Below are 12,946 nucleotides of genomic sequence, written 5' to 3' on the forward strand. Positions count from 1 at the left end.
AAATCGTGGGTTGGCCGCATCGGGGAGAATGAACCCGCTGTTGATGACGCTTATGTGACATAAGTCACCAAATTTCAGCCTGGCGAGAAAAGTTTTTTTTTAATTAAAAAACGCGGGCGCAAATTATGCGCCCGTCGCGTTATTTTTTCAGCGTTTTGACCCCATCCGGTCCGCCAATCAACGCCACATCGGCACCCCGGGTGGCGAAAAGCCCGACGGTGACGACGCCCGGTAACGCGTTAATGGTTTTTTCCAGCTCAATGGGATCCAGAATACGCAGATTATGCACGTCCAGGATGATATTACCGTTGTCAGTGACGACATTCTGGCGATACTCAGGCAAACCGCCCAGCCTGACCAGTTCACGCGCGACGTAGCTGCGTGCCATGGGAATCACTTCAACGGGCAACGGAAAATGCCCCAGCACGTCGACTTCTTTCGATGCATCGGCAATACAGATAAACTTTTTAGCCACGGCCGCGACGATTTTTTCGCGGGTCAGCGCGGCACCGCCGCCTTTGATCATCTGCATCTGGGGATTAATTTCGTCGGCACCATCAACATAGATGGCCAGGTCATCGATTTCATTCAAATCAAACACCTGAATACCGAGGCTTTTGAGCTTTTGCGTGGAGGCTTCAGAGCTGGACACGGCACCTTCAATCTGGTGTTTGATGCTGCCGAGCGCATCAATAAAATGGGCAGCGGTAGAGCCTGTTCCCACGCCGACGATCGTACCTGGCTGGACATAATCAAGTGCAGCCCAACCAACAGCTTTTTTCAGTTCATCCTGCGTCATGGTATGTTTAGAACCTGTGCGATAAGAAAATGCGCGTAGTATAAAGCAAGGTTTGCTGAAAATGCTCGGATGCATTGGGCGGATTTAATGCTTTGGAAGCCAGCCCACAAAAATACCCCAGACTTTTGCTCAGGCACATTTGTGGCATCGTAACGTCCACCCTGAAGGAGAGAAAAGAATAATGAAACGCCCGGACTACAGAACGCTTCAGGCGCTGGACGCAGTGATACGTGAACGTGGCTTTGAACGTGCTGCGCAAAAACTGTGCATCACCCAGTCGGCCGTATCGCAACGCATCAAACAGCTGGAAAACCTGTTTGGTCAGCCGCTGTTGGTTCGCACCGTGCCCCCTCGTCCCACTGAGCAGGGGCAAAAGCTGCTTGCGCTGTTGCACCAGGTTGAACTGCTGGAGGAAGAGTGGCTGGGGGACGAAATCAGCGGTACGACGCCGTTACTGCTCTCCCTGGCGGTGAACGCCGACAGTCTGGCCACCTGGCTGTTGCCTGCATTAAAAGACGTGCTGGCCGATTCGCCGGTGCGCCTTAACCTCCAGGTTGAAGATGAAACCCGTACGCAGGAACGGCTGAGACGTGGCGAAGTGGTCGGCGCAGTCAGTATCCAGCCCCAGCCTTTACCCAGTTGTCTGGTTGATCAACTGGGCGCCCTGGATTACCTGTTTGTGGCTTCTCGTGACTTTGCCGAGCGCTTTTTTCCCAACGGCGTCACCCGTTCCGCGTTGCTGAAAGCGCCTGCCGTCGCATTTGACCATCTGGATGATATGCATCAGGCCTTTTTACAGCAGAACTTCGATCTTTCGCCGGGCAGCGTACCCTGCCATATCGTTAACTCTTCTGAAGCCTTTGTGCAGATGGCCCGTCAGGGCTCAACCTGCTGTATGATCCCGCATCTGCAGATTGAGCGCGAACTGGCGAGCGGTGAGCTGATCGATCTGACACCGGGGCTGTATCAGCGCCGGATGTTGTACTGGCACCGTTTTGCACCGGAAAGCCGACTGATGCGTCGGGTCACCGATGCGCTGATTGCGCATGGTCATCGGGTTCTGCGTCAGGACACGATGGAATAGCGGCCAAAGGCGAAAGTGAAGGTCGGATAAACTGGGGACGGTGCGTGTCAAACGCGACTCTCTGCCGCTACCGGGCAGCATTCCCGGCCTGCTTATTCTCCGAACAAACCGCCCGGAACCGGACAGCCTGTCAGGGCTTCTGCTGAACTAAAGAAAATAATCCCCTGTGCCGCAGCAAGCGTCAGGCGTTGCAGTGAGAGTGTACCCTGCTAAAAGCAGCACGGCTCCATGGCCATCAGGGGCGTGATTTCAGCAGGTGATACCGGGCGCTGAAAAGCGGGAATCAACCAGGGATTGCCCCCCGCAGGGATGCGGGGGAAAAGCGCCGCCGGCAAAGGAACAGGCCGACTGCGACAGTCCGTCAGGTTGCTGAGCGATGGGAAGGCACCGCATCAGCGGTGCAAAGCGCACCTGGTAAACACGGCCGCTGATGGCTTCACGACAGCATCGATAAGCTTACTGTGCCGTATTGGGTTTCATCTCAAAAACCACATCAACCTGGTCATCGAAGTTAATGCTTTGCTGGTCGTAGGTTTCCTGCGCGGAAGTATCGGCCGCTGCCGCGGAGGCTTTAAACATGCGATTCATCGGCATAGGCTGGTAGTTAGCGACCTGATAGCGAATGCTGTAGATTGGCCCCAGTTTGGCGTTAAAGCCTTCTGCCAGTTCTGTGGCTTGCTGAGTCGCATTTTTGATGGCGGCTTTCAGCGCCTGCTGCTTGTAGCGCTCAGGATTGGCGACGCCTAACTCGACGCTGCGAACTTCGTTCAGGCCCGATTTCAGCGCGCCGTCAAGCAGCTCATTCAGCTTGTCCAGCTGGCGGACGGTCACCTGAACCTGACGTACCGCACGGTAACCTTTCAGCTGTGATTTACCGTCTTTGGTATAATCGTATTCTGGCTGCGTGGTCAGGTTGGCCGCCTCAATATCCTTTTTCTCGATGCCGTTTTTCTGCAGGAAATCAAAATACTGCGCAACACGACTGTCGACCTGTTTCTTTGCCTCTGCGGCATCTTTCGATGAGACATTCACCACAATTGACAGCGTCGCGATATCCGGGCGGGCATCAACCGTCGCTTTGCCTGACGTCACAACATGCGGTCCGTTTGGCAGTTCATCAGCCTGTGCGCTTAAAGGCAATGCCCCTGCGCTCATCATCGCGACAAGCGCCAATGCTTTCAGTTTCATGAAAGTCCTCCTTGAAAGGTCAGTTCGGTGGCTTCGGGTCCGAAGCCGGCACGCGCATCATATTACGCCTTGCTTGGAGTGAAGGTAATGACAAAAGTTCGGAAAACGGGTCTGGATAACCCGTTTTCGTTTACCTTTTGCTCAAAATCGTGTGATAGCCTGCTGTGCGAGTTGAAACGCGATAAACCACATGACCGCGCCGACCAGCAGGTTGATGAGGCGTTGCGCGCGCGTTGTCTGCAGTAACGGCGCAAGCCAGGCCGCCAACAGGGCTAAGCCAAAAAACCACAACACAGAGGCACTGACGGTCCCCAGGGCGAACCACTGACGCGCGTGGGTATCAGGAAACTGGCTTCCCAGGCTGCCAAGCACAACAAAGGTATCGAGATAAACGTGGGGATTGAGCCAGGTGACTGCCAGCAGGGTGGCAATGATCCGGCCTCGGCTCTGCCGGATATCCAGGCCAGACGCCAGCGCCAGCTCGCGGCGAAAAGCGGTCCGTAATGCGCCCCAGCCATACCAGAGCAAAAAGGCCACACCTGCCCAGGTAATCACGGTCAGCAGCAGTGGCGACTGCTGCAGGAGCGCACTTCCCCCGAAAATCCCCGCGCAGATCAGCACAACATCGCTCAGCGAGCAGAGCGTGGCGGTCATCAGATGATAGTGCCGTTTCACGCCCTGATTAAGCACGAAAGCATTTTGCGGCCCCAGCGGCAGAATGAGCGCGGCCCCAAGAGCAAGCCCTTGAAAATAAATCGATAACACGGGAAATATCCTTACATCAGTCAGATGTCAGGCATTATAGAGAAGCCGATATGATTAGCGGAAATGGAAAAAATTAATACGTCATTAGCCATTTTAATGGGCGGCGGCTGCCGCCCATCGGCTTAACGGGTGACCGCAGTTTCCGCGTCAGGTTTGTTCACCTGATGCAGATGGACATCCATCTGTGGGTAAGGAATACCAATGCCTTTGTTATCCAGCGCACGTTTGAAGTTCTTGAGCAGATCCCAGTAAACGTCCTGCAGATCGCTACTGTTGCTCCAGCAACGCACAACGAAATTCAGCGATGAAGCGCCCAATTCATTCAGGCCAATCTGGATGCCACGATCTTTTAAGACACGCTGATCGGCTTCCACCACTTCACGCAGCAGGGCAATCACCTCATCCACATCGGCTTCATAGGCCACGCCGACAATGAATTCATTACGGCGCACGGGTTCACGCGAGAAGTTGATGATATTCCCGCTGATGATTTTGCCATTGGGCACCACCACAATCTTGCCATCCGCCGACCGCAGTGTGGTCGAGAAAATCTGCACATTCAGTACGGTGCCCATCACGCCGCCCAGATCAACAAACTCACCGGTACGGAAAGGACGGAACGTGACCAGCAGTACACCGGCTGCCAGATTGGACAATGAGCCCTGTAGCGCAAGGCCGACGGCCAGACCTGCCGCACCCAGCACGGCAATGACCGACGCGGTTTGCACGCCAACGCGTCCCAGCGCAGCAATCACAGTAAACGCAATGACGCCATAACGAACCAGCGCGGAAAGAAAGTCTGCCACGGTGGCGTCAATATGACGCGCGATGAGCAGACGATTAACGGCGTTTGAAATCACTCTGGCGATGACCATCCCGACAATAATGATGGCAATAGCCGCAACGATATTCACGGCATAACTCAGAATCAGCGCCTGGTTGTGTACTAACCAGCCACCGGCACTGTTGATACCATCCACAACATTCAAGTCTTCCATTTGTAAGCCCTGTTGATGAATCCCCGAGGGGGAAAAACAAAAACTGCCAGATGTAATCCGACACCCAGGGATTAAGGTTAATCAATTATTTAGCCTGGTGCCAAATTACATGGCACCATAATGAGGACGGGCAGCCTGAATCGTCGCCACAATGCGTTTGACTCCCCTCGCTTCGCCCTTCCCTGTTGAGAAGTTTTTGAGCATAAAAGGTGGTGAGCGATGCCGCTGTAACCGGACGTCGACTCATCAAAAGCGCAAAGAGAAAGGTGTGCAAAGGCGGGATAAAAAAAGTCCCGATCGGCTGATCGGGACAGAGTCAGTCACGCTGACGTCCTGACGACCTCAGCGCTGAGCAACGCTACTTACAGAACGTCAACGGCGTTGAGTTCTTTGAACGCCTGCTCCAGACGCACCACCATGGATGCCTGCGCAGCGCGCAGCCAGACGCGTGGATCGTAGTATTTCTTGTTCGGCTTATCAGCGCCTTCTGGGTTACCCAGCTGCGCCTGCAGATAGCCTTCGTTCTTTTTGTAGTACTGCAGAATACCGTCCCAGGTCGCCCATTGAGTATCGGTATCGATGTTCATCTTGATCACGCCGTAGCTGATAGACTCTTCGATTTCTGCAGCAGAAGAACCTGAACCACCGTGGAACACGAAATCCAGCGCATTGTGCGGCAGGCCATGTTTTTCACAGACAAATTTCTGGGAGTCACGCAGGATGGTTGGGGTCAGTTTCACGTTGCCGGGTTTGTAAACGCCGTGGACGTTACCGAAGGATGCCGCAATGGTGAAACGCGGGCTGATCGCATTCAGTTTTTCGTACGCGTAGTTCACGTCTTCTGGCTGGGTGTACAGGGCGGAAGCGTCCATGTGGCTGTTGTCCACGCCATCTTCTTCACCGCCGGTGCAGCCCAGTTCGATTTCCAGGGTCATGTCGATTTTCGCCATGCGCGCCAGGTATTTGCTGCTGATTTCGATGTTTTCTTCCAGTGACTCTTCAGACAGGTCGATCATATGAGAAGAGAACAGCGGCTTGCCGGTTTTTTTGAAGTGCTCTTCGCCTGCGTCAAGCAGACCGTCGATCCACGGCAGCAGTTTTTTGGCACAGTGGTCGGTGTGCAGGATAACCGGCACGCCATACTGTTCAGCCATCAGATGCACGTGCTGTGCGCCAGAGATCGCACCGAAAATGGCGGCGCCCTGTGGCTTGTCGGTTTTAAAACCTTTACCGGCGATGAACGCAGCACCGCCGTTAGAGAACTGTACGATAACCGGGGCTTTAACTTTCGCGGCGGCTTCCAGCACAGCGTTAATTGAGTCAGTACCGACGCAGTTAACCGCTGGCAGAGCGAATTTATTCTCTTTCGCTACTTTGAAGATCTTCTGAACGTCGTCACCAGTGACAACGCCGGGTTTTACGAAATCAAAAATTTTAGACATGATTGTGTCCTGTTTCGTGACCGGTTATCCCCAACATGGGGACAGCGATTTAAACGCCCGGTATCGGGCGAGTTTTCAGGCAGTGCCGCCAGGCACCGCCCCCAAAGGATTACTGCTTCGCACGCTCTTCCAGCATGGCAACGGCAGGCAGTTTTTTGCCTTCAACGAACTCAAGGAACGCGCCGCCGCCTGTCGAGATATAGGAGATTTTGTCTTCAATGCCAAACAGATCGATAGCAGCCAGCGTATCACCGCCACCTGCAACAGAGAACGCGTCACTGTCTGCAATCGCGTTAGCGACAATCTCGGTGCCTTTACGGAAGTTCGGGAACTCAAACACACCAACCGGGCCATTCCACAGAATGGTTTTCGCATTCTTGAGGATGGTTGCCATGGCCTGAGCGGTTTCGTCGCCGAAGTCCATAATCTCTTCGTTATCTGCCACTTCCGAAACCTTTTTCACGGTTGCCGGGGCAGTTTCAGAGAATTCCGTGCCAACGCGTGAGTCGGTTGGGACAGGAATACCGTACTGATCGCGCAGGCCTTTTGCCGCTTCAACAAAGTCTGGCTCATACAGCGATTTACCCACTTTGTTATCGATAGCGACGAAGGTGTTCGCAATGCCACCGCCGACAATCACGGTGTCAGCAATCTTGACCAGCGACTGCAGCACATCAAATTTGGTTGAGACTTTAGAACCACCGACGACGGCCACCAGCGGACGCTCAGGGTTTTTCATCACTTTACCCAGCGCGTCCAGCTCAGCCGACAGCAGCGGGCCCGCACAGGCGACAGGCGCAAATTTACCCACGCCGTGTGTAGAGGCCTGGGCGCGGTGCGCGGTGCCAAAAGCATCCATCACGAACACATCACACAGTGCTGCGTATTTTTTTGCCAGCGCCTCGTCGTCTTTCTTTTCGCCTTTGTTAAAGCGAACGTTTTCCAGCACAACCAGCTCGCCCGCGCCGATATCGACGCCGTCAAGGTAGTCTTTCGCCAGCGTTACCGGGGTGCCGTTCAGTTTTTCTTTCAGGTAGTTCACTACAGGCAGCAGTGAGAATTCGTCGTTGTATTCACCTTCGGTCGGACGACCCAGGTGAGAGGTAACCATCACTTTAGCGCCCTGCTTCAGGGCTGCTTCGATGGTAGGCAGAGACGCACGGATACGTGCATCTGACGTCACTTTCCCTTCTTTTACCGGCACGTTGAGATCGGCGCGGATTAGAACGCGTTTGCCAGCAAGATCCAGATCGGTCATCTTAATTACGGACATGGTGAACCCTCTCGTTGATTCTCATAAGTTTTGCCAGACGCAAACCGCGTCTTACCTGAAACCGCTTGCGGCCATCGCTAACGTCGTGTCGATCATTCGGTTAGCAAAGCCCCATTCGTTGTCGCACCAGACCAGGGTTTTGATCAGATGCTGACCGCTGACCCGCGTTTGTGTACCGTCCACAATGGCACTGTGCGGATCATGGTTGAAATCTATTGAGACTAACGGCAACTCCGTATAGTCAACTATACCACGAAACGCCCCTTCTGCCGCGCTCAGCAACAAGGCGTTAACCTCACAGGCCTTAACCGGCTGACGCACAGAAACGCTGAGATCAATGGCGGTCACGTTGATCGTCGGCACACGCACTGCAATGGCTTCAAAGCGATCGTTAAATTTCGGAAAAATACGCGTAATGCCTGCCGCCAGGCGCGTGTCCACCGGAATAATAGACTGACTGGCTGCACGCGTGCGGCGCAGATCGCTGTGATAAGCATCGATCACCTGTTGATCGTGCATCGCCGAATGGATCGTCGTCACCGTGCCCGACTCAATCCCAAACGCATCATCCAGCAGCTTAATCACGGGAATAATGCAGTTGGTGGTGCAGGAGGCATTCGAGACAATACAGTCCGTTTGTTTCAGTTCCTGCTCGTTAACACCGTACACGACGGTGGCATCAAGATCGTGACCACCCGGATGGGAAAACAGGACTTTTTTAGCGCCAGCGCGCAGATGAGCTTCACCATCCTGGCGGGAACCATAAACGCCGGTACAGTCCAGTACCACATCGACATTGAGTTCGCGCCAGGGCAGCGCGTCCAGTCCGGCGTGGTGCAGAATACGAATAGTATCTTCTCCCACCCACAGCAGGTCCCGCTCCTGGCGAACATCCAGTGCAAAACGGCCATGACTGGTGTCGTATTTTAATAAGTGCGCCATGCCTGCGGCTTCCGCCAGCTCATTAATCGCCACCACGGTGATTTCAGCACGGCGTCCCGTTTCATACAGTGCACGCAACACGTTGCGTCCAATGCGACCAAAGCCGTTTATTGCAACCCGAATGGTCATCTTTCTCCTGCCAAACCAGACTGAAAAAAAGGTGCAGATAGCCTGAGCGTTTCACCACGTTTTGTACAGGAGATTCTTACCCGATGCAGGGTGAACGCGCCATAACTGAAACGGTTCAGCGAGAATAATAGAAGTGAGGAATAACAGGAATGACTGCGATCAAGCGAGCTGCGAATTTTTGGATCTGCATCACATAATTGAGCAAAAATGAGCGATTACTCCAGGAATAATTGCGTCAGTTAGGGGGCAGAAAGCGCCCCCTTTTTTATTGCTATCCTTACGCGCAGGCACGCGTCAGGATTGTGGCATTACGCCAGCAACGCTTTTGCTTTTGCGACAACGTTGTCGAGCGTGAAACCGAACACTTCGAACAGCTTCTCAGCAGGAGCCGACTCACCAAAGGTTGTCATCCCAACAATAGCCCCGTTCAGCCCGGTGTATTTAAACCAGTAATCGGCGATACCAGCCTCAATAGCGACGCGCGCCGCAACGGCTTTTGGCAGAACAGATTCACGGTATTCTTCGGACTGTTTATCGAAAGCATCGGTCGATGGCATAGACACCACGCGCACCTTGCGACCTTCTTCGGTAAGCTTCTGGTAAGCCGCGACGGCCAGTTCCACTTCGGAACCGGTGGCAATCAGAATCAGTTCTGGCGTGCCTGCGCTGTCTTTGAGGACATAACCACCGCGGGCCACGTTGGCCAGTTGTTCGGGTGTACGCTCCTGCTGTGCCAGGTTCTGACGCGAGAAGATCAGGGCGCTTGGGCCGTCTTTACGCTCAATGGCATATTTCCACGCCACGGCAGATTCAACCTGGTCACACGGACGCCACAGGCTCATGTTCGGCGTCGTGCGCAGGCTTGCCATCTGCTCAACAGGCTGGTGCGTCGGGCCATCTTCACCCAGACCGATTGAATCATGGGTATACACCATGATCTGACGGATCTTCATCAGCGCAGCCATACGTGCCGCGTTACGCGCATATTCCACGAACATCAGGAAGGTTGCGGTATAAGGCAGGAAACCGCCGTGCAGGGCCAGACCGTTAGCAATCGCGGTCATACCAAACTCACGCACACCATAATGGATGTAGTTACCCGCAGCATCTTCATTGATTGGCTTAGATCCCGACCAGATAGTCAGGTTACTGGGTGCCAGATCCGCTGAACCGCCCAGATATTCCGGCAGGATCTTACCAAACGCTTCAATCGCATTCTGCGAAGCTTTACGGCTGGCAATTTTCGCCGGGTTCGCCTGCAACTGCTCAATGAATTTTTGCGACTCTTGCTGCCAGTTAGCTGGCAGTTCGTTGCTCATGCGACGTTTGAATTCGGCAGCCAGTTCCGGGAAGGCTTTGGCGTAAGCGGCAAATTTTTCATTCCACGCGGCTTCTTTCGCCTTGCCCGCTTCTTTAGCATCCCACTCGGCATAAATCTCAGACGGGATAACAAATGGCGGATACTCCCAACCCAGTTGCTTACGGGTCAAGGCCACTTCGTCGTCACCCAGTGGCGCGCCATGTGAATCATGGGTGCCCGCTTTGTTTGGTGAACCGAAACCAATCACGGTTTTGCACATCAGCAGTGAAGGCTTATCGGTTACGGCTTTCGCTTCTTCGATGGCTTTCGCGATCGCATCCGCGTTATGCCCATCCACACCGCGCACCACATGCCAGCCATAGGCTTCAAAACGCTTAGCGGTGTCATCGGTAAACCAGCCGTCGATATGGCCATCAATTGAAATACCGTTATCGTCATAGAAGGCCACCAGCTTACCGAGCTTCAGCGTACCGGCCAGTGAGCAGACTTCGTGTGAGATGCCTTCCATCATGCAACCATCGCCCATAAACACCCAGGTGTTATGGTCTACGATGTCATGACCCGGACGGTTAAACTGCGCCGCTAATGTGCGCTCAGCAATGGCAAAACCCACGGCATTGGCAATGCCCTGTCCCAGCGGACCGGTGGTGGTTTCCACACCAACGGTGTAGCCGTACTCAGGGTGCCCCGGGGTTTTAGAGTGCAGCTGACGGAAGTTTTCCAGTTCGCTGATGGGCAAATCGTAACCGGTCAGATGCAGCAGGCTGTAGATCAGCATCGAACCGTGACCATTCGACAGCACAAAACGGTCGCGGTCAGCCCACAATGGGTTAGTTGGATTATGATTCAGGTAGCCACGCCATAACACTTCGGCGATATCCGCCATGCCCATAGGGGCACCCGGATGTCCCGATTTAGCTTTTTGCACTGCATCCATACTTAAGGCGCGAATGGCATTGGCAAGATCTTTACGAGAGGGCATCTTCTACTCCATTTCGGATTAACGATTTGCGCCTTAACCTTTTGTAATTAATCAGTTATCGGGCAAAGCGAGGGGAAACTTTCACAACAATGTACATGAAAAACGGCCTAAAAGTAATGTCGTAAAACGCGAAATATGCCCGGCGCGTTTGGCTTTTCCGGTAATGTCTGCTAGCAAAACGGTTTACCGCCGACTATAACCAGTATGTTCGATCACCAGCCACCGCGTCAGGTGATTGTTTTTTATCTTGTTACTATTGGGAAGATGGAATGAAAATTCAGAAAACGGTACTGGCTTTGGGGATGATCGCGCTGTTAAGCGGCTGCGAGGGGATGAATAACAACGGCCTGCTGCAGTCAGGTGCACAGGCTTTCCAGGCGTACACATTAAGCGATGCCCAGGTGAAGCAGTTGAGCGATCAATCCTGTGCCCAGATGGACAAAGACAATCAGGTCGCGCCGGCGAACAGCGAATACCAGCAACGTCTGAATAAAATCGCGGCCGCACTGGGCGACAACATTAACGGTACGCCGGCTAACTATAAGGTCTACCAGACCAAAGATGTGAATGCCTGGGCGATGGCCAACGGCTGTATACGCGTTTACAGCGGCCTGATGGACATGATGAACGACAATGAAGTGGAGGCGGTGCTGGGGCACGAAATGGGTCACGTCGCGCTGGGCCATACACGTAAAGCGATGCAGGTTGCCTTTACCACGACCGCCGCGCGCACCGCTGCCGCGTCCGTAGGAGGCATCATTGGCTCGCTGTCGCAGTCACAACTGGGCGATATGGGCGAAAAACTGGTGAATGCGCAGTTCTCCCAGACTCAGGAAACGCAGGCGGATGACTACTCTTACGATCTGCTTAAAAAACGGGGAATTGACCCTGTCGGATTAGCGACCAGCTTTGAAAAACTGGCGAAACTGGAACAGGGTCGCCAGAGCTCTATGTTCGATTCGCACCCTGATTCTGAAGCCCGCGCACAACACATTCGCGATCGTATCGCGGCAGACAGCAAGTAAGCCTGAATCAGCGGGATAACGCTGCGTTATCCCGCTGTGGCATTAGCCTTTGTTGGCGGCCTGAACGTGTAACATATCCAGTGCCAGCGTTGCGGCAGCAAGCGCGGTCAGATCGGCGTGATCATAGCCCGGGGCCACTTCCACCAGATCCATCCCGACAATATTCATGCCCTGCAAACCCCGAATCAACTTGGTCGCTTTGTCGGTCGTTAAGCCACCGATCACTGGCGTACCGGTACCCGGCGCATGCGCAGGGTCCAGGCAGTCAATGTCAAAGGTAAGATAAACCGGCAGATCGCCAACGGTGCGCTTAATTTCCGCCAGGATATCGTCCACGCTGCGGTCGTTAACCTGTGCCGCATCCAGCACGTTAAAGCCCAGGCTCTTATCGAACTCGGTACGGATACCGATCTGGACGGAGTGCTGCGGATCGATCAGGCCCTCTTTTGGCGCCGTAAAGAACATGGTGCCATGGTCAAACGTGGGGCCGTTAGAATAGGTATCGGTATGCGCGTCGAAGTGCACCAGCGCCATTTTACCGAAGTGCTTCGCGTGGGCACGCAGTAGCGGCAGCGTGACGTAGTGATCGCCGCCAAACGTCATCATACGTTTACCGTTAGCCAGCAGCTTCTCTGCGTGAGCCTGCAACTTGTCAGACAGGTCCTGAGAGTCGCCAAAGGCATAAACCAGATCGCCACAGTCGACGACATTCAGGCGCTGACGCAGGTCAAAATCCCACGGCCAGCGACAGCCTTCCCAGGCCAGATTCGTTGAAATCTGACGGATGGCACCAGGGCCAAGACGGCTGCCTGGACGGCCAGAGGTTGCTGCATCAAACGGAACGCCGGTGATCACCCACTCTGCGTCGCTGTCGTAAGGCTGAAAATTGACTGGAAAACGCATAAAACCAAAGGCGTTAGAAACCAGTGAATTGTCGTACTGATTACCGAGGGTATTGTACATAAGTCGTCCTCTGTTAATGTCTGAACCGGGCCGTG

11 protein-coding genes are annotated in these 12,946 nt (G+C 54.0%); 2 read left to right on the forward strand and 9 right to left on the reverse strand.

Annotated elements, in window-relative coordinates; genetic code table 11:
• Positions 1-139: 139 nt before the first annotated feature.
• A complete protein-coding gene (gene rpiA, locus G5574_RS09545; RefSeq protein WP_164482542.1) occupies positions 140-799 on the reverse strand; it encodes a ribose-5-phosphate isomerase RpiA in 660 nt (219 codons plus the stop codon).
• Positions 800-980: 181 nt separating this feature from the next.
• Between rpiA and G5574_RS09550 the strand changes: the two genes are divergently transcribed.
• Positions 981-1,883, forward strand: coding sequence for a LysR family transcriptional regulator ArgP (locus G5574_RS09550; RefSeq protein ID WP_006120833.1), 903 nt, complete (start codon positions 981-983; stop codon positions 1,881-1,883).
• A 456-nt stretch (positions 1,884-2,339) separates the two neighbouring features.
• On the opposite strand, the gene G5574_RS09555 is transcribed toward G5574_RS09550, so the two are convergent.
• The 7 genes from G5574_RS09555 to tkt all read right to left on the reverse strand — a co-directional run bounded on the left by G5574_RS09555 (position 2,340) and on the right by tkt (position 10,923).
• Positions 2,340-3,071 (reverse strand): oxidative stress defense protein, encoded by a 732-nt coding sequence (locus G5574_RS09555; RefSeq protein ID WP_006120834.1) that lies wholly within the window; start codon positions 3,069-3,071, stop codon positions 2,340-2,342.
• A gap of 141 nt (positions 3,072-3,212) precedes the next feature.
• Complete coding sequence (argO, locus tag G5574_RS09560; RefSeq protein ID WP_164482543.1) at positions 3,213-3,836, reverse strand: arginine exporter ArgO; 624 nt, start codon at positions 3,834-3,836, stop codon at positions 3,213-3,215.
• A gap of 122 nt (positions 3,837-3,958) precedes the next feature.
• Positions 3,959-4,834 (reverse strand): small-conductance mechanosensitive channel MscS, encoded by an 876-nt coding sequence (gene mscS / locus G5574_RS09565; protein WP_164482544.1) that lies wholly within the window; start codon positions 4,832-4,834, stop codon positions 3,959-3,961.
• A gap of 362 nt (positions 4,835-5,196) precedes the next feature.
• Positions 5,197-6,276, reverse strand: coding sequence for a class II fructose-bisphosphate aldolase (gene fbaA, locus G5574_RS09570; RefSeq protein ID WP_039339288.1), 1,080 nt, complete (start codon positions 6,274-6,276; stop codon positions 5,197-5,199).
• A gap of 109 nt (positions 6,277-6,385) precedes the next feature.
• Entirely contained in the window at positions 6,386-7,549 is a 1,164-nt protein-coding gene (gene pgk, locus G5574_RS09575) for a phosphoglycerate kinase (protein WP_033739641.1), read from the reverse strand.
• A gap of 51 nt (positions 7,550-7,600) precedes the next feature.
• Complete coding sequence (gene epd / locus G5574_RS09580; protein ID WP_033739643.1) at positions 7,601-8,620, reverse strand: erythrose-4-phosphate dehydrogenase; 1,020 nt, start codon at positions 8,618-8,620, stop codon at positions 7,601-7,603.
• Between the two features lie 308 nt (positions 8,621-8,928).
• On the reverse strand, positions 8,929-10,923 hold the full coding sequence (gene tkt / locus G5574_RS09585; protein WP_054633204.1) for a transketolase: 1,995 nt from the start codon (positions 10,921-10,923) through the stop codon (positions 8,929-8,931).
• Between the two features lie 269 nt (positions 10,924-11,192).
• Between tkt and loiP the strand changes: the two genes are divergently transcribed.
• Entirely contained in the window at positions 11,193-11,948 is a 756-nt protein-coding gene (gene loiP, locus G5574_RS09590; RefSeq protein ID WP_006120841.1) for a metalloprotease LoiP, read from the forward strand.
• Positions 11,949-11,990: 42 nt separating this feature from the next.
• Here loiP and speB read toward each other — a convergent pair whose 3' ends face one another.
• Positions 11,991-12,911: an agmatinase gene (gene speB, locus G5574_RS09595; RefSeq protein ID WP_033739645.1), complete on the reverse strand. Its 921-nt coding sequence runs from the start codon at positions 12,909-12,911 to the stop codon at positions 11,991-11,993.
• Positions 12,912-12,946 lie beyond the last annotated feature (35 nt).

Source organism: Pantoea stewartii, from assembly GCF_011044475.1.
GTDB classification, from domain to species: Bacteria; Pseudomonadota; Gammaproteobacteria; order Enterobacterales; family Enterobacteriaceae; genus Pantoea; species Pantoea stewartii.